Below are 20,027 nucleotides of genomic sequence, written 5' to 3'. Positions count from 1 at the left end.
GGAGAAGGAAGTCGATGCATCTGACAATTGCCTCCCTGGCGCGCGGACTGCTGTCGCTGCTGCTCACGCTATCGATGGTGCCCTCGGCGAACGCGGGCACGCCGCGTCAGCTCAAATGGGCGGATCTCATACCGAAAGCACCCGTGGCAGCTGCTGCTCAAGCACCAAAGACATTCTTCAGCGGCGCGACGCCGATGCCGTCGCCGGATTCTGGACAGCCGCCCCCTCAACTCGCGGAAGGCCAGTTCATGTCGGTAAAACGCCGTCAGCCGGGGAGCGACCGGCCGGCCGCCGTAGTGGCAGAGCTTGAAGGCCAGAGCGTCTCGATCGGCGGTTATGTCGTGCCGCTCGATTTCGACGCCACCACCGTGAAGGAGTTCCTGCTCGTGCCGTTCGTTGGAGCATGCATCCATGTGCCGCCGCCGCCCGCCAATCAAATCATTTACGTCAAAGCGGACAAGGGCTTTGAAATCGGCGGCGCGTTCGACCCCGTCACGGTGACCGGGAGGATCAGTACGTCTGCTGCGTCCACCGGTTTAGCCGATGCCGGCTATACCATCGCCGCCGACAGCATCGAGGCGCGCAAGCCCTGACGGATGAAAACTTCTGCAACACGAATTCCCAAGAACCAGATAGAGCTCAAAGTATGCCTTCCATGCCGAAATTACCCGCTGCAGCAGCGGCTACACTCGCTGTGCTGATGGTAACGCAGCCTGCCGCAGCCCATCCGCACGTGTGGGTATCCTACGCTTTGACCGTCGACTACGACGGCGGCTCGGTGAGGGGTGTCGATCACGTCTGGGCATTCGATGACGCCTATACCGAGATGGCTCTCGAAGGGCTCGATAAGAACAACGATGGACAGTACGACGAGACCGAACTTGCCGAGCTTCTCAAGGTCAACTTGGATGGCCTGAAGGAATTCAATTACTTTACCGTCGCCAAGCTCGCAGGTGCCGAGCTTGCGTTTGCGTCGCCGGCCAATGCCCGCCTCGAATACAACAACAAGATCCTGCGGCTTCATTTTCGCTTGCCGCTCGAAAAGCCCGTGCTTGCCGATGCTGAAGGCCTGACGTTCGCAGTTTTTGATCCGTCCTACTTCATTGCGTTTGAGCCGGAGAAGGACGACCCGATCAAAACGGCGTCGGCACCGCCGGGATGCACGGCGGCCCTTGTCGAGCCGGAGGTAAAAGAGACTGACGATCAAACCGAACAGCTGGGCGCTGCTATGATCGAACAGTTCGGCGGGGCATCAGTCGCCTTCGCGTCCCATAAAACCGTAGCGGTCAGCTGCAAGAAGTCCTGAAATAGCGGTTGAGAGCATCGGCCAAATATCCTGCTCTCCGCCAGCTGCGGAGCCTACGCCGTCTTCAATAGTGTGGTGTGGATTTCCGAACCATACATCGCCCACGACTTCATCTTCCTCCTATCGATGCGCTTTTCGTAGGAGGGAATGTAGTCTTTTTCGAAAAGCGTCCTCGTCAAGGCGTGCAATATCTCTTCTGTAGAGTAGGGGTTGAAGTAGGGGCACATGTCCTGGCCGACCTCTGTGATCGAGGAGCTATCTGAGCACAGGCACACTTTTCCAAACCACAAGCTCTCGCCGACGGGCAGTCCCCAGCCCTCGTACAAACTGGGGAAGATACTGCAGAACGCATTCGAATAGAGAAGCTCGAGAATGTCGTCGGGCGGCTTGCGGAAAACGAAAACGTTGCGCCGGATCGGCGACAGCGATCTCACCTGCTGGAGATCGTTATCTCCAACGATGACGAGATCCGCTTCCGGATCCCGAAAGAAGTTCAGCGCAGCCCAAGCAGACAAAAGGCGTTCAAGGTTTTTGTGTGAGGAGAGTGTGCCAACGGTCAGCAGATAGCGCCTGTTTCTATGAGCAAGGAACTGCTCGGCCGAAGACGCTTCGTCCGGCATTGGCTGGTGGCGTCTGTCGGACACCGCAAGGAATTCGTGAGGATTGGTCACGACCTTGCAGCGCAAAGCACTTTGCCCACCGTACCGCGGCCAATAGCGCATCAAGTCCGATTTCGTGCTGTCGGAGATGCAGATGAACTCATCCGCCGAGCCCGCCGCATCGCGCAGCCAGCGCCGGAATTGCCTGGTGCCGAGCCGGTTCCTGTAGACCTTCTTGATGAGCGGGATGCAATCGTGGAGCAAGACGACAAATCGGAAGCCAGGATGCCGGGCTTTCCATTTGCGCGCAGCCTCCATCGTTTCAGGAGCATCCCAACCGGCACCGCAGAAATAAAGGACGTCGTCCGCCTGCGGGCAGTAGTCACCTTCGATGAAATCCGCGTGCACGGTCTCCTTCTTTTTAACAAATCGGAGTAGCCGCGCCTTTATGAGTTCGGTGTAATAGCGCGTTCGGCGCTGCACGTACTTGTTGTAGGAATACTTTATCCCCTCTCCACCGATGTAGATCGGTTCCGAAAAATCTTCCTCGATGAACCGGTGTGAGATGATCCTATGACGGTTGGTTTCGGGGTCATGCCGTATGATGACGAACGGCAGACCAAGCTCCTTCCATGCGCGCAGCAGTCCAAGCGCGATCCGGTGAACTCCGGATATCGGCTTGCCTGCGAACAAGAACCTGTTCCAATCGGTGATGTCGATAACAATTCTTCGCGACGCGCTCACGCGCCGGACAGCTGGCGAACTCGGCATTTAAACTTCATTGAACTCCGTTAGTGAAACGCCAGTCGCCCGTCGAAAACGCCACGCGATCGTTATCTGAATAATCACCGGAAAACATGCAGAGCGGATAGATTTCAGGAACTGCGATCATCAGCACGCCTTCCCGGCGATCAGGAGGGAGTGAAACGAATACTTTCGCAGGGTCCCCGGAGCGCACGGTGACGTCCAGCTTCCGCAATGTTTCGCCATCGATGAAAGTCACAGCATCCGCCGGAACTCCGGCAATGAATGCTGCCTTGAATGCGATGCTCCTTTGCGTCTCATTCCGGCGGTAAGCGACTGACGCAACCTTGCCCGGGCCCATTCGAATTTCAGTTCCCCAGTTCGGGGTCGACCGTGGCGGGTACCAGCCAGATATGAGGCGGATCGTGCTTTCACTGTCGTGGAGGATCACGTCGGAGTCATACGCCGGAACTCCATTTCGCGCGCATAGGCGCTGAATGAACTGACGGCGATAGGCTTCGAACCTGCGGCACACTTCCGAATATAAAAGGAGATCCACAGCGAACAGGTCAGCGCGGCGCCGAAGCCACTCCTGCATCCTCTGATGTTCAGCAGCATCCGTGTCTGGCGCCTGATTGGTGTTGGCTCGCTTTCCTCCCGAAGACAGACCCAATTCGATGGAAATGAAATCCACCATGTCATCGAGGTGATCCGTCGGAGCAACCCATCTGATGCGGTCGAGAGATTCGTAAAGGCGTGGCAACAGCCAGTGCTCGATAGGCTTGACCAGATCGCGCTCTTGTAGCGGGTGAAAGGCGCCAACCAATTTTCGCGCTTGGAAGTTGAAGAACCTATCGGCCAGCAATGTGAGCGCCCGGGAGAAGGACAGCTTGTTCAACGCGGCATGCAGCGGATGCGCGGGCTCTCTCCGGATGTGCCGATAGTAAGAAATGATCTGAGCAATGGGCTCGCGTGCCAAGCAAACGATATCCAGATCGCTATGCTCTTGAAGGAGATGGCCGTGCACATGCCCGGAAATGAACTGCTTCGACTTCAGCAGTCCTTTGAAGGTTTCGGCGTCCGCAGTTACGCTGAGGTCGGGCTCCATGTAGCGAACGCTTTCTGGCGGGAACGCAGTCGCTAGCCGTAATCCGAAAGTCTGGCCTCCGGTCTTTTGGATGTGCAGATGAACAAGCGGCCGCCGGCTTTGCATTTGACTAAGCATCAGCGCTTCAGCACGACATCGCAGTGAGACGTGGCTCTCAATTCCTGCAAAGAAGCCTGCGCCAGAGACGAGTCATGCTCTATTCTGAAGATCGTGAAGCCGTACCCTTTCAACTCGCTGTAGAACTTCTCGATTGTACCGTAAGCGCCGGTTACCATGGCTGGCGCGAACTCCATCATGATCTGAATGTGAGGGTTTTCGCGAAGAAGACGCGTCGCGCCTTTTAACACGAACGGCTCTGCGCCCTCGGCGTCGATCTTGATGAGATCGATCTTGGTGCCCGCCGGAAAGTGAGAATCCAGCGTCACCGCGTTAACCGGCAACTCTCTGACCGAGTCATTGAATGCCGCAGCAGATTCGGGCGTTACAAAGATGCCGCTTGATCCGATGTTGCGATTGCAAATTTTGAAGTCGATTTGCTTGCACTCGCTGTAGACGGCGTTAGTCACAACCGTGCTTCGATCCATGAAGCCATTCACCATCAGATTCCTGTACGTCAGCTCCGACAATTCAGGATTGGCTTCGAACGACACCAGCCGCCCCGATGGACCAATGAGATCGGCTGCCAGAAGCGAATACCATCCGACATTCGCACCGACGTCGATCACCGTCATCCCGGGTCGTACCAAATTCCGGAAAACGTTCGTGATCCACTGCTCCCAATATCCATCGAGCAAAAGATGGGGCGTTAACGAGCAGTCGCGCGTGTCGACGTAGATCTTGTGCCCGTAGATCGTTTTTGTGAGCGCTACGTTCTGCCCCAGATAAATTGCTGGCCGTGTCTCCTGAGCGACCGGTGCCGCCTTCGGCCGGAGCATCGCCGACAGCGTTTGCCGAAATGCTTTGAAGTGATCGGATTTCATCACCGAACGATCGTGTTTGTCGCGCGCGAATATCACAAAAACCTCGTTTGCAAACGCAGGCGCGAGATCCCTTGTCAGTTCCGCCAAGCTATCGGCGCCGATAACGTCCATCTGACCTTTATGGACGACGAGGAGATCGGGCGTGCCGATGCCCGGCAGCTGATCGTATGGAAGAATGCCGGGAACCAAAGTTCGGAAGTCAGCAGGTCCCACCGCCAGCTTGTCGTCGATATCGCAGCTGCCAACAAATGCAGCCGCGTCTTGCCAGTATCGGTCGTGAGCGACACTCATGCCGGGAGAGCCTCATTGATATTTGGAGAAGTGGCGCTGTTGCCCACTAAAGCGGGCATGACGTTGCGCGGTAGATCGATCGGGTCCCGTGAGGCCGTCGTGCTTGAACGCTCTTTCTGCCAGCGCGCCCTGATTTCACGTAGGGCGCGAGCGGAAAACTCGATGTCAGGTTCAGCCCAAGCGAGGTTCGTTCCCTGATAGGCAAAGGTTCTGTCGTTGTAAGGAACCAGACGAAAGGGGACCGGCACGGAATGCGGGTAGCGCTCCATATAGTCCATGTTTCCGGACCAGGCCGTGGCTAAAGTCGGGACACCGAGTTCGAGCATCTCATGGATGTTCAACCCGTAGCCCTCAGCACGGTGCAGCGAAAGATAGACGTTGGCCATGCGTTGAAACGCGGCCATCTCTCTGTCGCTGAAGACCTGCTCCACGAGAGTTATGTTTTTCGCGTCGCCGAGTTCCCTGAGAAGCTCTCGCTGAGCAAAGCTCGTATTTTTTTTGAAACGAACCTTCATCAAGAGATGGCTGGACGTGTCATTGCCAAAAGCAAGCCGCCACGCGCGAACATGGGCCAAAGGATTCTTGCGATCCGGGCAGGCGGCGAGATCCATGATCGCCAACCCAAGGAACTGGTCCTCCCGCACGCCGAATTCTGCGCGCGACAGAGGACGAACCTCAGGACACTCGACGGCGTGGGGAACGACTCTGATCGGTAAGTCGGTCCCGCGCCTGAGGGCGTTGGCGCTGAATGATGAGGGCGTCCAAATCTCGTGGACGATATCGAGGGCGAACTTCCAGTCACCGGGGAACTGATCTAGCTCCCACACCCAAAGGCCGATCCGGTATGCATCGTGGAACCAATCCGGAGGGTCTGCCAGCAGGCGAGGATAGTCCCAAGGCTGGCCAAGAATCAGAACCTGATTGCCGTCAGCATTGGCCGTGCCGTGCTTCAGGATGTGCCGTCTGACCTCGTAGCGATAGGCACGAGATAATCCGTTGATCGTCTCCGTGTCGCCGATGAAGCGCAGCTGTGAGCGGGGATCGAACTCGGCGTCTTTCTTAGGCCATGTACGAGCGAGAGCGTCACCTTGGACCAACCGCCGTTGATATCGGCGGCGTTGCTTGCGCCGCCAGGAAGACCATACGTGGGGTAACATACTTCGCTGTTGTACTTGGTTCGGTTAGTTTCATAACAGCGTTCATAGCCGACGCACGGACATTATCATTGGATAATATCGAGTGATCCACAGCGTTATGATGCGATCGGCGTCTAGCGTCGGGAATGCCGGCATCATCGGGCATCCACGAGCGGGAGTTCAAGAGCGCGTCAAGTAAGTGCTCTTGCTTGGCGGCGAAAGCAATCCCCAATGCCTTCGCAGTTTCACGGCGGCCTGCATGGGCTGACGACACGCATTCGCAAGCCCACCTCCGCTCAAGCGCCGGCCCGCCGCTATGACGCAACTCGAACACGTGGACAACGGCTCGGTGTGTATTGATCGAGTTGAGCAGCGCTGACATCTACGCCCTGGGGGACAGAAGTGGATGCGGGAAGATCGAGTCGAGTTCGCAAACACATTGCGCGGCATCGCTGCTCTTTGCGTGATGATGACTCACATGATTGGGTTTTGGGGAAATCCGGCCTTCGTTGCGCAAACGATCAACGCCGATGCAATCGTCCCGCCTCCCGAAATGCCGAACGCGCTTTGGTTCGTGGGCCATCACCTTCATGCGATCGGCCTGGATCTCGGCTCGTTTGGCGTCGGCATTTTCTTCGTCATCAGCGGCTTCGTCATTTCGATATCTCTGGTCAAGACGCCAGTTGCCGCGTTCGCCGTAAGACGATTTTTCCGCTTGTGGCCGACTTATTTGACGTGCTTTGCGATCATGCTCCTGTCGATCTATGCGACAGGCCGGTATTTCGGCAAAGCGCCTCCATTCGACGAGTTCGCAATCCTCGTTCACCTGGTGCCCGGCCTGAATGAAATTTTCGGAGTACTGAGCCTAGACGGCATATCGTGGTCGCTGGCGGTTGAATTGAAGTTCTATATTTTTGCTGCTTTGTGTGTGGGCATGCTCCGGCGCGCTGATTTGAAGGTGTTCGCCGTCGCCCTTGCCGTGAGCCTCGGCCCATATCTAATTTGGCAACTATACCCGGATCGGCTTGCTCTCGGCCTCTTTGGCATTCGCACGCTTTGGTCGTTCGTCTTCTTTTCCCTTCTTCTGCCGATACTCATGGTTGGCGTCGCGTTCCAATTTCATTATGCGCGCGAGATCGGCACGAAGACACTTTGCGCTATAGTGGCAGCGCTACTTTCGATCTTCGTAGCGATGCATCTGCGGTTGGAATCGGCGATCTTTGCACCGTTTGTGCTTTGGTCGTACGTCGTCGCAGTCGGCGTGTTCTGGGCATGCTATCTCCTGCGCGACTACTTCCGTGCAATGGTACTGACGACATTTCTGGCAAACATAAGTTATCCGCTCTACGCTCTTCACTGTTACGCGGGGTGGTGCTTCATGCGGATGCTGGTCGAGTTTGGCTTCTCCTCGAGCACGATCGTCGTGTCCTATGTCGCTGTGTTCTTTGCGATCTCATGGGTGATCCATCGAGCCATCGAGAGGCCATCGAACCTTCTTGGCGGGGAACTTGCGAAAAAGCTCCGGTCGAAGCCAAGCTATTCGGCGGCCACCGCCGCCGCTTGATGTCCTCGAACCGGTTCTGATGCGGACCTTGGCGTCCCGTCACTGGTGATGAGCAGACACCGCACAGACGACCTCGCCCGACAGCTCGCGAGCCACCGCATGCGAGATGTCACCCAGGCTCAGCATTCCGACCATCCGCTTGTTCTCGTCGATGACAGGCAAGCGCCGGATCTGCTTCTCCTCCATGAGGTGAAGGGCGTCCTCAAGGTCCTCTTCCGCATTGCAGTAGACAATACCCCTCGTCATCACGTTCTCGGCGGTGAGGTCCGAAGCATCGGAAGAATCAGCAAGCCCCCGGCATATGATGTCACGATCGGTCACCATGCCGACGAGCCGGTCGTTTTCCCCGACGGGAAGACAGCCGATATCGAGGTTTCTCATCGTCTGCGCGATCTGGGCGATCGGCGTATCTGGACTGACCCACTCCGCACCTTTGTGCATGGCTTCCCTGACTTTCATGGCACGGCTCCTTTTCATGCATTGCGTTCGCGAAACTCTTGAGCGGCTGGCGTACGTCATCACCACGGCGATGCGTCTTTAGCGCCGCGACTTGAACGAAGAACCTGCGAACCCGTGCATCGTTCATGGCCAACGCCATAGGATGGACAACAATTGATTGCGATGTCCGCACCCGGTAAGACGCAGTCGCGCACGCCAAGTTTGGAGAAGCAGGGTCAACCGAGGTCGCTTCGCGCGACCCAGTTGGGACCGGCCTTGACGTAATCCCGTTTGACGGCCGCCCAAGCGATGCGGTGCGCGGCTTCCTCCTGTCGCGGATCACCCATGTGCGCGTCAAACGCATGGTTGAAAGCGGCGCGATAGATATCCTGTGCGTGCTCGGGAAGGTGATCCCGAACCGACGGCGGCAGGCTATTATTGGTCGGATAAGGCATGTTCGCGTCTCCGGAGCACAACTTGACCGAAATTTGCAATCAAATGACGCTAACCGCGTGGCCTTCGTTCTGAATATAATTGGTTATGACGATCTCACTTGCCTACATACGACAGCGCTATTTGATCGAAGCGCAGCCTCTCGACACGGCCACTGAGTTAGCGCTCTCGGCTGACCCTCGTCCGGGCGCCAAAGCCATCCTGGAAGCCATCGCGCGCCGTCGCTTTGCCAACCGCTCTGAAGGCCAGAGGCTTCGGAACTTGCTGCGGTATGAGAACGCGCTGTGGGCGAAAGGCATTGTGCACGTTGCCGGTGTCGACGAGGCGGGGATGAGTCCGCTCGCAGGCCCGGTCGCCGCAGCGGCCGTCATTTTCAAACCGGGCTCGCGCATTCCTGGCATCGATGACTCCAAGAAGCTGAACGTGGCGGCCCGGAACCGGCTGGCCGTGCAAATCAAGGAATCCGCGCTCGCTTGGTCGGTCGGCTTCGCCGAAGTTGCCGAGATCGATTCAATAAATATCTACTGGGCCGGTATTCTCGCAATGCGCCGCGCAGTCGAAGGGCTTCAATCGCCGCCTGCGCATATTCTGATCGACGCCCGGCGGATCAAGGAGATCGAAATAGAGCAGCAGGCGATCGTCGGCGGAGATGGCAAAAGCCTGACGATCGCTGCAGCATCCATTCTCGCCAAGACGGCACGCGACGCGCTGATGGACAAGTTCGATGCCGAGCACCCGGGCTACGGTTTTGCGAAACACAAGGGCTATCCGGTTCGCGAGCACCTCGCGGCTCTCAAGACGCTCGGCGCTTGCCCCATACATCGCCGCTCGTTCGCACCGGTCAGAGAAGTGCTCGGTCTGGCGCCGCTTCCTGCCCCGGCTCCATAGAGCTGGCGAAGTGTGCCGGCCTGTCGAGCGGTCCGGCGGGCTTTCACCAATTGGTTAGATTGGATTTGGAAGAGCGCCACTGAAGCTTTGGCTTGCGGTATTGTGAGTGACCGCAGCTTCGCTGTTTCGCCCGTATGATCTGAGATGGCGGTCGGGGCGAGTGATCATGAGCAGCATGTGGAAGATCACGCTTGTCGCCGCTTCCGGCATCGCACCGTCAGGATTTTTCCTCACCGCCGTGCACGCAGCTCCGCCGGAGACTGTGCGATTGGGAGAAGGCCTCTACCTCGAATACTGCTACCAATGCCACGGGAAAGATGGCAGCGGCAATGGGCCGACGGCCCAGTACCTAAAGGTTAAGCCAGCCGACCTGACCACGATTAGCAAGCGCGCCAATGGACAGTTCCCAGCCGCGCGCATCGCCGAGATTCTCCGCTACGGCGGCGATATTCCCGGCCACGGACCGCGCGAAATGCCGCTTTGGGGCAAGGTCTTCAGCAAAAAAGGTGGCGGAGGAAGAGCCGGAGGCAATTATTCGCGCACCGCAGTCATCGAGCTGCTGAAATACGTGAAGTCCATTCAAAAGAAATAGGCGGAATGGGACGCGATCCGCGCTTGGCGCGCGTATTCCGGCTCATCGCCCTTCTGGTGGAGAACCAAACCGCGCGCAATCTTCATCAAGCTTCGATGATGACCTTGAGAGCGCGCGTCTCGGCAGCGCGGCTGAAAGTTTCGTAGGCATCGAGGATTTTGTCGAGCTTGAAATGGTGGGTGATCAGCTTCGCCGGATCTATTTTATGGGCCTGAACGATCTTGAGCAGCATGGGTGTGGTGACGGTATCGACCAGCCGCGTCGTAATGCTGATGTTCTGACTCCAGAGGCGCTCCAGGTGGAGATCGACCTTGACGCCGTGCACACCGACATTGGCGATCGTACCGCCCGGAGCAATAATATCTTCGCACGTCAAAAACGAAGCGGGCACGCCGACAGCCTCGATCGCTGTGTCGACACCGCGTCCACCAGTCATTTTCATGACGGCCTCTGCCGCCTCAGGGCCCGTCGCGCTGACCGTTGCTGTTGCCCCGAAATGCTTGGTCGCTTCCAGGCGAGTTTTGTCCGGATCGATCATGATGACTTCGGCCGGCGAATAGAACTGCGCCGTCAGCAGGGCGGCAAGGCCGATCGGGCCCGCGCCGACGATCGCAACGGTGCTGCCGGGCGCAACCTTGCCGTTGAGAACACCGCACTCAAATCCGGTCGGAACGATATCGCTGAGCATCACAAGCGCTTCCTCGTCGGCGCCATCCGGGATGTGATAGAGGCTCGTATCCGCATGCGGAGTTCGCACATACTCCGCCTGCGTTCCATCGATTTCGTTTCCGAGAATCCAACCTCCCGTCGTGCAGTGAGAATACATGCCGCGACGGCAGTATTCGCACCTGCCACAGGCTGAGATGCACGAGATGAGTACGCGATCGCCGGGCCGGAAGGCCGTGACGCCCGCGCCGGTCTTCTCGACCGTTCCCGTTCCTTCGTGACCAAGTATCCTGCCCGGGCTGCAGGTTGGAACATGGCCCTTCAGGATGTGAAGATCCGTTCCGCAGATCGTCGTCTTGGAGATTTTGACGATGGCGTCGTTAGGGTCTCTGATTTCGGGAATGGGCCGGTCTTCAACGGCCTTCTGACCGGGACCTTTATAAACAAGTGCCTTCATTGGCTATCACACGCCTCCGTTGAACGTGGCCTGTCCTGCGCTGTCTAAACGCCAAACGGATAAGTCTCAGGCATACCCTCAAGCTCGATGCTATCGAGTGGCTTAACGGCGCTCGTCCGGTCGATCCATATGTACTCGTCGAACTGCAGCGGCAGGGTTGCTTCGAAGTAGTGGCTCGCGAGTTCGCTTTCGGGGCGATAGATGACGCCGATCGCCCGTTCGAGCAGCGGTCGCAGCAACTTTTCGCGGAGTTCGCTCTCTTCCTGAAGCGGAAGCATCAATCCCGGTGCGTTCGTCAGATGGAAGAGCCGCTCATAGCTTTGCGCGTGCGCCGGCTGGACATTCATGACCTGCATGGGGGCGTCCCAGTTCGAGGCGGCCGCAACCGTGCCGTCGTTCGTGCCGAAGCCTATGCTGTAGCAATCCGTTCCGAAGTTCCGTCTGCAGAGCTGTCCGATGTTGTGCTCGCCACGCCGGCTCATCTCCGTTCCCAATGCATCGCCAATATGGGAGTTATGGGCCCAAATGACCGCTTTCGAACTGGCGCCATGATGCTCGAGCAGCTGGTTCAGAGTTTCGAACATGTGGCTGTCACGCAAGTTCCACGATGCGCGCGAGCCGTAATACATCGTGCGATAGTAGCGCTCGGCATTCGAAATCAGACGTGCATTTTGTGCGGCATCGAAGAAGCGCTCGCCGTCGTCCATCGCATAGGCTTGTTGCTTTTGAAGTAAAGCCACGAGGACGTGTGAGACTTCTTGCTCGCACTCCCGATAGGCGCCGGAAAGTGCCGCGCGACCGTATGCAGACGGGTCGGCTTCCCAAGGACTGAGGCAGCCATAACGTTCGCGCGCAACGGCCGCGAGTTCTGGATCGACAGCGTCGAGATACGTAAGAACAACGCGTACGGAGTTATATAAACTATAGAGATCGAGCCCGTAGAAAGCCGCCCGCTGATCGTAGGAGCGCGTTTCGTTGTGCTTATGGAGCCAATCGACGAAGTTGCGGGTTTCAGCGTTCCGCCACATCCACGTCGGGAACCTCGCAAACGCCGTCCATTCCGACGGCGGGACGTTTCGGTGCCGGGCATAGTGGTCGATGCGCGCAGCATCTGGCCAGTCAGCCTCGGCAGCGACGAAACTGTATCCCTTCTCTTCGATCAAGCGCTGGGTAATGCGCGCCCGCATTCGGTAAAACTCGGAAGTGCCGTGACTGGCTTCGCCGATCAGAACGACGCGTGCGTTGCCGATCCGGTCGAGAAGAGGTTCGAACTTCGCATCGCGAATTTGAGTGAAGATCTGCGAATGCTTCGCGATCAGGGATGGCACCGAGATGCTCACAGCTGGTCGCGCCCGAACGACGCGCGGTGGCTTGACTTCCCATTCGTCCTCCGCGGTTTCCCAACCTTCTTTTCCGATCAGCGGCACAAAGCGGACGTCCGCTATATCTTCTTGCTCGAAGTCGTCATCGCCGGTTCTCGTGATGCGCACGAGTTCTTGGGCCCGCGGATTGTCTCCAATCGGTACGACGATCCGCCCGCCGATCTTGAGCTGATGCAGGAGCGTGCCCGGCACGTCCGGCGCGCCTGCAGAGACGAGAATGGCGTCGAATGGCGCTTCCTGCTGCCAGCCTTGCGTGCCGTCGGCGTGCCGCACGTGTACATGGCCGCAGCCGGCGGCCGCCAGATTTCTGTTGGCTAGCGCCGCCAGTTCGCCGATGCGTTGGATCGTGTAAACGTCGCCCGCAATTTGCGCCAAAACCGCAGCGGCGTAACCAGATCCCGAGCCGATCTCCAAGACCTTCTCGCCGCCCCGCAAACCGAGCGCTTCGATCATGAAGGCCACGATGTAGGGCTGGGAGATTGTTTGTCTGGCGCCGATGGGCAGAGGCGTATCGTCATAGGCCTCCGCGGCAAGTTCATGCGGAACAAAGGTCTCGCGCGGCACGGCTCGCATCGCATCGAGGACGAGAGGGTCGCGAACACCGCGGCCCTCGATCTGCCGCTCGACAAACTGTCGCCGATCTATTGGCTGGCGCTCGGCATTGTGCTGCATGCCATCGCCCTCGCGCGTCGGTGATTTTCAACACCCATACATTTTAGAGGACAACGCGCGACTAACGCGGAAGATCAAATGATCACCGGCGAGCGGAAGTCTCGCCCGAGGCGCCAACGGCCAACAATCGTTGCCGTAAAGGTCGTAGGGGCCAAGGCGCTGGGCGTGCTTTCCAGCCATGCGGCCGCCTTTGGCATCGCGCTACAGCGGCAGGGATTCGGAACGCAGTTGACCAACTGCTCCGCAACACCGGGCCAACAATCTGATTTGTTGAGATGTGGCGCCCCGTAGGGGACTCGAACCCCTGTTGCCCACGTGAGAGGCGGGTGTCCTAGGCCACTAGACGAACGGGGCAGGCGCAAGGGACGTGTAGTCGAGTATTCCTGCCCGATCAAGTCCCCATAGGACGGGCCCTGCAACTCAAGCCGATTTTGTGCTTCCGGGAATGACAGAAATCTCCCGTTTCCCGGCAAGCAGCAGCAGCTAGTTCCGCGGCAACGCTTCCATCAGCTTCACATCGGCCACGCGCTGGCCGGTGCCGATATCTATGATCGCGATGCCAGGACCGCTTGGGCCCTCATAATGCACGGCGAGACGATTGCCCGACAGCGCGACGGACGCAATCCGTGCACCCGCAGGGATTTCCAACGACAGCGTCGCACCGGGCGAGACGGTAACTGTCTGAACCGATTGCCCGGCTGAACGATCCGGCACGAATCCGAGGACTTTGACCGCCACAGCCCCAAGACCGAGGAGAATGAGCAGGGCCAGGCCGGCCACAACGATCTTGAGATTGCGCTGAAGGCGCTGTTCGCGCATCAAGTCGGCCGTAGTTGACTGCGGCTGGTCGTTGGTCATCACGAGAATGTCTTTCTGATAGTTTTGAGCACCGTGCCCATCGACGAGAAAATATCAAGCATCATCGAAGTGCTGGCGGGTCCCGAGGATGCCGGCCAGCGCTTGGACCGGTGGCTCGCCTCGAAAATCGAGGGCATGAGCCGCGCCCGCATCCAGACGCTCATCCGCGACGGGCTCGTAGCGGCAGGGCAGACGATAGGGGAGGCGCGCACACCGGTCAAATCCGGCGCGACTTACACGGTCCGTCTGCCAGAGGCGGAAGAAACCGGTGTCGCGGGCGAGGCCCTCCCGCTCGACGTTGTCTATGAAGATGACGATCTGATCGTAATCGATAAGCCGGCCGGCCTTGTCGTGCATCCCTCCGCGGGGCACGAGACGGGCACACTCGTGAACGCGCTGATTGCCCACTGCGGCGACAGCCTCTCAGGCATCGGCGGCGTCAAACGGCCGGGCATTGTCCATCGCTTGGATAAGGATACCTCGGGCCTGCTGGTGGTCGCCAAGACCGATGAGGCGCACCAGGGCTTGGCCGAACAGTTCCAAAGCCACGGCCGCGACGGGCGTCTCCACCGCAGCTACCTTGCTTATGTTTGGGGACGGCTACCGCTCCCGTCGGGCTCCGTGGATGCCCGGCTAGGGCGCAGCCGCGCCAATCGCATGAAAATCGCGGTCACCCGCGGGGAGGCCGGCCGCAGCGCCAAGACGCATTATGAAGTGCTCGATGTTTTTCCAGGAGAAAAGCCGGCCGGCGACGTCTCGCTTTTGCGCCTAGTGCTCGAGACCGGCAGAACCCACCAGATTCGCGTGCATCTGGCGCATATCGGCCATCCTGTTCTTGGTGATCCGACTTACGGCGCGGGATTCAAGACGCGGCTGGCGGCGCTTCATGAGGGGGCGAAAGACGTGGCGTCCAGCCTGACCCGGCAAGCGCTCCACGCTGCCGCGCTCGAGTTCGAGCATCCCATTTCCGGCAAAAAACTGAGATTTAGCAGTAAATTGCCGTCAGACCTTGAACGGCTTGGAGAGGCCTTGAAGCCTACTCGACGAGAGCCGACGGAAAAGAGCACCCGCCGGCGTTCCAAATGAAAAGTTTCCGTATGTGGGAAGCCTTCACGGCCTGATCAACATGAGGTGACGGGAACTCCTAGTGAATTTCTAGATTTGACTACTATGTAACATCAGACGTGGGGGGAGCGTAGAGACTCCCACAATCTGAAGGGAGCACGGGCCGAACCGGAAACGGGTGAAGGTCCGGCAGAGGGCAATGGCATCTAAAGGTCTTCCGACACTGGCCGGCGGTTCGCTCGGCCTCACGCGGTATCTGGAAGAGATCCGCAAATTCCCGATGCTTGCGCCTGACGAGGAATTTATGCTCGCCAAGCGCTGGCAGGAACACCAGGATTCAGACGCCGCCGAAAAGCTCGTGACGTCGCATTTGCGTCTCGTCGCCCGCATCGCGATGGGCTACCGCGGCTACGGCTTGCCAATCGGCGAAGTCATCTCCGAAGGAAACGTAGGCCTCATGCAGGCCGTCAAACGTTTCGATCCGGACAAGGGCTTTCGCCTGGCAACATACGCCATGTGGTGGATACGCGCGTCAATTCAAGAGTACATCCTGCGGTCGTGGAGCCTTGTAAAGATGGGCACCACGGCAGCGCAGAAGAAGCTCTTCTTCAACCTGCGGCGCGCCAAGAGCCAGCTCCAGGCGCTCGACGAGGGCGATCTGAAGCCCGAGCACGTCAAGAAGATCGCGACGCGCCTCGGCGTGCCCGAGGAAGACGTGGTCAACATGAACCGCCGTCTGGGCGGCGACGCATCTCTCAATGCGCCGATCCGGGCAGAGGCAGAATCGGGCGAATGGCAGGACTGGCTGGTCGACGACACGCCGACGCAGGAAGATCGCCTCGTCGAGGACGAAGAGCTGACGCGGCGTAAGTCCTATCTGTCGTCGGCGATGTCGGTCCTGAACGATCGCGAGCGCCGGGTGTTCGAAGCTCGCCGCCTCGCGGAGGACCCGGCAACGCTCGAGCAGTTGTCGGAAGAGTTCGGCGTCAGCCGCGAACGCATCCGCCAGATCGAGGTGAGAGCCTTTGAGAAGGTGCAGAAGGCGGTCACATCCACGGCTCGGCAGGCGGAATCGCCGGCCCTGCTGGAGGGCGCCCGCCACTGAGTGTGGCGCAAGCCGCGCTGTCTACGCGCTAAGAATTCATGGCGGCGCCCTCGGGTGCCGCCATTTCCATATGCTGCATCGCGTTATGTTGCTGATCTCACGAATTCCAGCGCGAATCGCTTAGCTTAGGAATCGTGAAGTGTTGTAAGGCGTGTCCTTACAACTTTGTGCGAGCGTCAGAGCGAGAACCAAGGGTCGATGCCCTTTTTCTCTCTGAACCGGGTCCGGATGGACCGGCAGATGGCTTCGAACGGCGCGTGGCAGCAATGGATAGGGCTGTCCGAGGGAGCGGCGTTCTGGTCGAGGTTCGGCAGCTTCACGTTCCTGTCCAACCCCTTCCGCTTTTCCAATTCCGGCATTGAAACGTTAGCGCGCCGCTCAGCGAGCCCGTGTGCTGAGAGACTGCGTGCGTTGCCCCGGTGTTGGACAACCCGCTCTACTGAGCGTGGTGGCGGATACCTGGAAGATGGAGTGCCTCATGCAGAAGCGCTGTCACCAGCCAACCGGTTTTCTCCCATCGCGCGAGTCTCGTCCCTCGCACGATATGTCGAGGAGACGTTGGTTGTTTCTGCTCTGGCGACAACACCACAAGTATCCTCCATGTAGGAGGTAACTGATGCATGCAGAAGCCGGTGCGACGAGCTTCTGCCACGCATAAAAAAAGAGGCCGGCTCTCCCGAGTCGGCCTCTTTTTTATTTTCGCTTCCGCTTTCTGCGCCTTGCGGCCGGCTCCCCGGAGGGGAGTCGCAAGGCGCAAAGAAAAGCTCTTACATAGGCAGCCGTGCGATGTTCTGTGCGAAGTAGTTGTCGATCGCCGTCGCAATCGACTGCGCAACCTTCTCGCGCCATTCGTCGGACTTGAGGTTGTTCGCGTCTTCCTTGTTCGTCACGTAAGCAAGCTCGATGAGAACGGACGGAAACTGCGCCGTCTTCAGCACCCGGAACGCCGCCTGCTGGTCGGGCTCCTGACGAAGCGGTGTGCTTTCACCCATGTTCTCGATGACGGTTTTCGCAAACATGCCGGAGCGTTCACGCGTCATTTCCAAGTCGCGGTTGGCGAGATCCGCAAGGATGTCCTTGATCATATTGACGTCGCCGTTGACGCTCTTGACGGTATCGATCTCGTCGGGCGTCAGAACCTTGCTGGCCACGCTGCCCTTCGCGGAACGCTCAAGCGACTTGGCCACGCCATCGCGCAACGAATAGATCGTGGCGCCGCGCGCACGCGATCCGTTGTCCGAGTAGTCGGCATGGATGGCAATGAAGAGGTTCGCCTTGTTGCGCTCGGCAAACGCCGGGCGCTGATCGAGCGGTACGAAGGTGTCGTCGCTACGCGTCATGAGGACACGATATCGCCCGCTCTTTTCGAGGATTTCGCGCAGCACGTGGCCGAAAGCCAGAACGACATCCTTCTCGACGGTGCCGAATTTCATCGCGCCTGAGTCGTGGCCGCCGTGGCCAGGGTCGAGAACGATAATCGGCCGGAAGGCCTTGGCCGCTCTCTCCTTCGGATTTTCCGCAAGGCGCGGAACGGGTGGCTGCAGGGCGGCGGTGGCGCCGACGAGGGAGTTCTTCGTGGAAGCCTTCTTAGAGCCGGCGAGCGCCGCGTCCGCCGGAACGATAGCGAGCGAGAGCCGGTAGTGACCGTCCTTGTCTTTGCTCATCTTCGAGCTTTCGACGACGACGGGCTGCGTGACGTCGATCACGATCCGCATCTTGCCGCGAGCCGCCAGTCCGCCGCGGAAGCTCTTGACGAGGCCCGTGGGGCCGTTGCCCTCGATCGAAGGCAGCCGCACGTTGACTTCAGGCAGCTCCAGGACGACCCGGTTCGGGTTGGAAAGCGAAAAGACTTTGTAATCGACCTTGTTCGCAAGACCGATGACGAATCGCGTTCCCAAAGCCGGAGTTTCAGGAACAGGCGTATTATCGGGCGTAACCGCCGCCATCTGGACATCGGCGGGCTGAGTGCCAGCTTTGACATTGGCGAAGGCAGAGCCCACGGCCCCGGCGGCGAAAACCGCTGCCAAGACGCTGCGTGATGCGCGTCGAGCCATAGAACGCATTAGTGCAATCCCCCTAGGCGCGCTCACCAAACCTAGTGCGCCGAAGACGTACTTGTTTGCAAAAGGATGATGGCTTTTTACGGGTCGGAATAAACGGTTGTTAGGGAAGTTAAGGTTATCAGGCAACAGCAGTTAATCCCTCGTTAAGGGCTATAAAATGAATTTTCGAGAGACGTCGTGAGCGGTCTTATTCGCTTTGCGCAGCCCAAGCAGCGGCCGCTTCATCATCGCTGTCGCGTGCAGCCACCCATCTGGTGACGCCGGAGGCGAATGTCTCTTTTTTCCAGAATGGGGCATACGTCTTAAGATAGTCCATGACGAACTCTGCCGCAGCGAACGCGTCATTCCGATGCGGTGCACACGTCATAACCAGCACGATGTTGTCGCCTGGCTTCAATTCGCCCACACGATGGATGATTAACGAAGCCGAGAGCTTGAAGCGGCGCTGTGCCTCGCCTTCGATGCGTTCGAGCTCGGCCTCCGTCATGCCCGGATAATGTTCGAGCGTCATTGAGGCGAGTGCCTCGCCGTCCACCTCGCCCCGCACCTTGCCGACGAAAAGAGCGACGCCGCCGATCCCGGTATCACCCGCCGTCAGCCGCGACATCTCCGCGGAGATATCAAAGTCGGCTGTCGAGACGCGAACGGTCATCTCAGCCTCCGGTGACAGGAGGGAAGAATGCGATCTCCCGCGCAGAGGCGACCTTGGCGCCAGGTTTGACGTGCGCATGATCGATCGCCACGCGAATCGCTTCGGGCTTGGCAAAGGCATGATCGAAGGGATGGCCGCGCCGCGATTGCCAGAGCAGCAGATCACCGACGGTCAGGATCTCAGGCGGCAGAACCAGGCGTTCTTCGCTGAGACCCGTACGCTCTCGCAGCCAGGCGAAATAGCGCAGCACGACTTCGTCGGCGCTGGGCTTTGCGGTGTTCGAAATGTCGGTCATGGCGCTCTCAGCGATCGATCGCGTGGCGTATTCCAGCCTTTAGATAGTCATAGCCGGTCACCAGCGTCAGGAGTGCGGCGATCCAGAGCAAAAGAACGCCGGCATTCGTCGTTCCCGGCACAATGCGTTCCGCAGCCGGCCCCACGAGCAGCATGGCAAGGGCGACGAACTGTACAGCCGTCTTCCATTTCGCAAGCTGCGTGACGTGAACTTTGACGTTGAGCTCGGCCAGGAATTCCCTGAGACCAGAGACCAGAATTTCACGCGAGAGAATAATGATGGCCGCCCAGATCGCCCATCCATTAATCGTGTCGGTGTAAACGAGCATGAGCAACGTCGCGCCGACGAGCAGCTTGTCCGCAATCGGATCGAGCATGCGGCCCAGATTGGACTGCTGCTCCCAAATCCGCGCGAGATAGCCGTCGAGCCAGTCCGTGACGCAGGCCGCGACGAAGATCGCGAACGCCAGCCAACGCGCGCCCTCGCTGTTTCCGAAAAACAGGACGCCCGCGAGCACGGGCACCGCCACCATCCGGCCATAAGTCAGGATATTTGGCAGGCTCGTCGAAAGAGAGCGGTGCGCGACGTGATCCATGGTTTTTGGGTTAGCCGCAGCGGCAAGCCGCCGTCAATCCCTAACGGCAAGCGGCTGGCCCCGTTGTCGAATCTCCGGGCAGAAAGCCGCACACCGCCGGGAGGCGTCGAAGCGGCCC

At 58.9% G+C, this 20,027-nt stretch carries 20 protein-coding genes and 1 tRNA gene; 7 read left to right on the top strand and 14 right to left on the bottom strand.

Translation table 11 applies throughout. The features are described from left to right. Positions 1–14 precede the first annotated feature (14 nt). Positions 15–593: a DUF3299 domain-containing protein gene (locus VFG26_RS07560; protein ID WP_325023868.1), complete on the top strand. Its 579-nt coding sequence runs from the start codon at positions 15–17 to the stop codon at positions 591–593. A gap of 62 nt (positions 594–655) precedes the next feature. After that, on the top strand, positions 656–1,306 hold the full coding sequence (locus tag VFG26_RS07555) for a DUF1007 family protein (RefSeq protein WP_325023866.1): 651 nt from the start codon (positions 656–658) through the stop codon (positions 1,304–1,306). A 53-nt stretch (positions 1,307–1,359) separates the two neighbouring features. Here the strand turns inward: VFG26_RS07555 and VFG26_RS07550 are convergent, their stop codons facing one another. The 4 genes from VFG26_RS07550 to VFG26_RS07535 all read right to left on the bottom strand — a co-directional run bounded on the left by VFG26_RS07550 (position 1,360) and on the right by VFG26_RS07535 (position 6,125). Next, positions 1,360–2,676: a glycosyltransferase family 1 protein gene (locus VFG26_RS07550; RefSeq protein WP_325023864.1), complete on the bottom strand. Its 1,317-nt coding sequence runs from the start codon at positions 2,674–2,676 to the stop codon at positions 1,360–1,362. 7 nt (positions 2,677–2,683) lie between these two features. After that, positions 2,684–3,757 carry a hypothetical protein gene (locus VFG26_RS07545; protein ID WP_325023862.1) on the bottom strand — a complete coding sequence of 358 codons (1,074 nt, stop codon included), beginning with the start codon at positions 3,755–3,757 and terminating at the stop codon, positions 2,684–2,686. Positions 3,758–3,873: 116 nt separating this feature from the next. Further along, positions 3,874–5,028 (bottom strand): FkbM family methyltransferase, encoded by a 1,155-nt coding sequence (locus VFG26_RS07540; protein WP_325023860.1) that lies wholly within the window; start codon positions 5,026–5,028, stop codon positions 3,874–3,876. Continuing rightward, positions 5,025–6,125 (bottom strand): glycosyltransferase, encoded by a 1,101-nt coding sequence (locus VFG26_RS07535; RefSeq protein WP_325023858.1) that lies wholly within the window; start codon positions 6,123–6,125, stop codon positions 5,025–5,027. Before VFG26_RS07535 ends, VFG26_RS07540 begins: the two co-directional genes overlap by 4 nt. 445 nt (positions 6,126–6,570) lie before the next feature. Here VFG26_RS07535 and VFG26_RS07530 point away from each other — a divergent pair, with 445 nt between their 5' ends. Next, positions 6,571–7,728 carry an acyltransferase gene (locus VFG26_RS07530; RefSeq protein WP_325023856.1) on the top strand — a complete coding sequence of 386 codons (1,158 nt, stop codon included), beginning with the start codon at positions 6,571–6,573 and terminating at the stop codon, positions 7,726–7,728. Positions 7,729–7,767: 39 nt separating this feature from the next. On the opposite strand, the gene VFG26_RS07525 is transcribed toward VFG26_RS07530, so the two are convergent. Next, complete coding sequence (locus VFG26_RS07525) at positions 7,768–8,187, bottom strand: CBS domain-containing protein (RefSeq protein ID WP_325023854.1); 420 nt, start codon at positions 8,185–8,187, stop codon at positions 7,768–7,770. Between the two features lie 215 nt (positions 8,188–8,402). Continuing rightward, positions 8,403–8,621, bottom strand: a complete 219-nt coding sequence (locus VFG26_RS07520; RefSeq protein WP_325023851.1) for a ChaB family protein — start codon at positions 8,619–8,621, stop codon at positions 8,403–8,405. 85 nt (positions 8,622–8,706) lie between these two features. Here VFG26_RS07520 and VFG26_RS07515 point away from each other — a divergent pair, with 85 nt between their 5' ends. Beyond that, complete coding sequence (locus VFG26_RS07515) at positions 8,707–9,507, top strand: ribonuclease HII (RefSeq protein ID WP_325023849.1); 801 nt, start codon at positions 8,707–8,709, stop codon at positions 9,505–9,507. A gap of 166 nt (positions 9,508–9,673) precedes the next feature. After that, complete coding sequence (locus tag VFG26_RS07510; protein ID WP_325023848.1) at positions 9,674–10,099, top strand: cytochrome c; 426 nt, start codon at positions 9,674–9,676, stop codon at positions 10,097–10,099. Positions 10,100–10,184: 85 nt separating this feature from the next. On the opposite strand, the gene VFG26_RS07505 is transcribed toward VFG26_RS07510, so the two are convergent. From VFG26_RS07505 to VFG26_RS07490, 4 genes are all read right to left on the bottom strand, one after another. Beyond that, positions 10,185–11,222, bottom strand: a complete 1,038-nt coding sequence (locus tag VFG26_RS07505; RefSeq protein ID WP_325023846.1) for a zinc-dependent alcohol dehydrogenase family protein — start codon at positions 11,220–11,222, stop codon at positions 10,185–10,187. Between the two features lie 44 nt (positions 11,223–11,266). Further along, entirely contained in the window at positions 11,267–13,276 is a 2,010-nt protein-coding gene (locus VFG26_RS07500; protein ID WP_325023844.1) for a protein-L-isoaspartate(D-aspartate) O-methyltransferase, read from the bottom strand. Between the two features lie 278 nt (positions 13,277–13,554). Then, a tRNA-Glu gene (locus VFG26_RS07495) sits at positions 13,555–13,630 on the bottom strand. Positions 13,631–13,759: 129 nt separating this feature from the next. Further along, positions 13,760–14,134, bottom strand: a complete 375-nt coding sequence (locus VFG26_RS07490; protein ID WP_325023842.1) for a hypothetical protein — start codon at positions 14,132–14,134, stop codon at positions 13,760–13,762. Between the two features lie 18 nt (positions 14,135–14,152). Between VFG26_RS07490 and VFG26_RS07485 the strand changes: the two genes are divergently transcribed. Together VFG26_RS07485 and rpoH are read left to right on the top strand one after the other, a co-directional pair. Continuing rightward, the gene (locus VFG26_RS07485; RefSeq protein WP_414653267.1) at positions 14,153–15,220 is read left to right on the top strand and encodes an RluA family pseudouridine synthase; all 1,068 of its coding nucleotides are present in this window, start codon (positions 14,153–14,155) and stop codon (positions 15,218–15,220) included. Positions 15,221–15,398: 178 nt separating this feature from the next. Further along, positions 15,399–16,304: an RNA polymerase sigma factor RpoH gene (rpoH, locus tag VFG26_RS07480; RefSeq protein ID WP_325023841.1), complete on the top strand. Its 906-nt coding sequence runs from the start codon at positions 15,399–15,401 to the stop codon at positions 16,302–16,304. A gap of 767 nt (positions 16,305–17,071) precedes the next feature. On the opposite strand, the gene VFG26_RS07475 is transcribed toward rpoH, so the two are convergent. The 4 genes from VFG26_RS07475 to pgsA form a co-directional block, all read right to left on the bottom strand. Then, complete coding sequence (locus VFG26_RS07475; RefSeq protein WP_325023839.1) at positions 17,072–18,367, bottom strand: N-acetylmuramoyl-L-alanine amidase; 1,296 nt, start codon at positions 18,365–18,367, stop codon at positions 17,072–17,074. A 187-nt stretch (positions 18,368–18,554) separates the two neighbouring features. Continuing rightward, complete coding sequence (locus tag VFG26_RS07470) at positions 18,555–19,019, bottom strand: molybdenum cofactor biosynthesis protein MoaE (protein WP_325023837.1); 465 nt, start codon at positions 19,017–19,019, stop codon at positions 18,555–18,557. A gap of 1 nt (position 19,020) precedes the next feature. Next, entirely contained in the window at positions 19,021–19,314 is a 294-nt protein-coding gene (gene moaD / locus VFG26_RS07465; RefSeq protein ID WP_325023834.1) for a molybdopterin converting factor subunit 1, read from the bottom strand. A 7-nt stretch (positions 19,315–19,321) separates the two neighbouring features. Then, positions 19,322–19,909: a CDP-diacylglycerol--glycerol-3-phosphate 3-phosphatidyltransferase gene (pgsA, locus tag VFG26_RS07460; protein ID WP_325023833.1), complete on the bottom strand. Its 588-nt coding sequence runs from the start codon at positions 19,907–19,909 to the stop codon at positions 19,322–19,324. Positions 19,910–20,027 lie beyond the last annotated feature (118 nt).

The organism is Hyphomicrobium sp. (assembly GCF_035687085.1).
GTDB lineage: Bacteria > Pseudomonadota > Alphaproteobacteria > Rhizobiales > Hyphomicrobiaceae > Hyphomicrobium_B.
The sequence above is the reverse complement of the archived record's forward strand: the minus strand, read 5'-3'. Positions and strand labels throughout refer to the sequence as shown.

Coding starts and splice junctions, on each gene's coding strand:
- VFG26_RS07560 (WP_325023868.1), top strand. CDS start 15: ATGCATCTGACAATTGCCTCCCTGGCGCGCGGACTGCTGTCGCTGCTG.
- VFG26_RS07555 (WP_325023866.1), top strand. CDS start 656: ATGCCGAAATTACCCGCTGCAGCAGCGGCTACACTCGCTGTGCTGATG.
- VFG26_RS07550 (WP_325023864.1), bottom strand. CDS start 2,676: ATGCCGAGTTCGCCAGCTGTCCGGCGCGTGAGCGCGTCGCGAAGAATT.
- VFG26_RS07545 (WP_325023862.1), bottom strand. CDS start 3,757: ATGGAGCCCGACCTCAGCGTAACTGCGGACGCCGAAACCTTCAAAGGA.
- VFG26_RS07540 (WP_325023860.1), bottom strand. CDS start 5,028: ATGAGTGTCGCTCACGACCGATACTGGCAAGACGCGGCTGCATTTGTT.
- VFG26_RS07530 (WP_325023856.1), top strand. CDS start 6,571: ATGCGGGAAGATCGAGTCGAGTTCGCAAACACATTGCGCGGCATCGCT.
- VFG26_RS07525 (WP_325023854.1), bottom strand. CDS start 8,187: ATGAAAGTCAGGGAAGCCATGCACAAAGGTGCGGAGTGGGTCAGTCCA.
- VFG26_RS07520 (WP_325023851.1), bottom strand. CDS start 8,621: ATGCCTTATCCGACCAATAATAGCCTGCCGCCGTCGGTTCGGGATCAC.
- VFG26_RS07515 (WP_325023849.1), top strand. CDS start 8,707: ATGACGATCTCACTTGCCTACATACGACAGCGCTATTTGATCGAAGCG.
- VFG26_RS07510 (WP_325023848.1), top strand. CDS start 9,674: ATGAGCAGCATGTGGAAGATCACGCTTGTCGCCGCTTCCGGCATCGCA.
- VFG26_RS07505 (WP_325023846.1), bottom strand. CDS start 11,222: ATGAAGGCACTTGTTTATAAAGGTCCCGGTCAGAAGGCCGTTGAAGAC.
- VFG26_RS07500 (WP_325023844.1), bottom strand. CDS start 13,276: ATGCAGCACAATGCCGAGCGCCAGCCAATAGATCGGCGACAGTTTGTC.
- VFG26_RS07490 (WP_325023842.1), bottom strand. CDS start 14,134: ATGACCAACGACCAGCCGCAGTCAACTACGGCCGACTTGATGCGCGAA.
- rpoH (WP_325023841.1), top strand. CDS start 15,399: ATGGCATCTAAAGGTCTTCCGACACTGGCCGGCGGTTCGCTCGGCCTC.
- VFG26_RS07475 (WP_325023839.1), bottom strand. CDS start 18,367: ATGCGTTCTATGGCTCGACGCGCATCACGCAGCGTCTTGGCAGCGGTT.
- VFG26_RS07470 (WP_325023837.1), bottom strand. CDS start 19,019: ATGACCGTTCGCGTCTCGACAGCCGACTTTGATATCTCCGCGGAGATG.
- moaD (WP_325023834.1), bottom strand. CDS start 19,314: ATGACCGACATTTCGAACACCGCAAAGCCCAGCGCCGACGAAGTCGTG.
- pgsA (WP_325023833.1), bottom strand. CDS start 19,909: ATGGATCACGTCGCGCACCGCTCTCTTTCGACGAGCCTGCCAAATATC.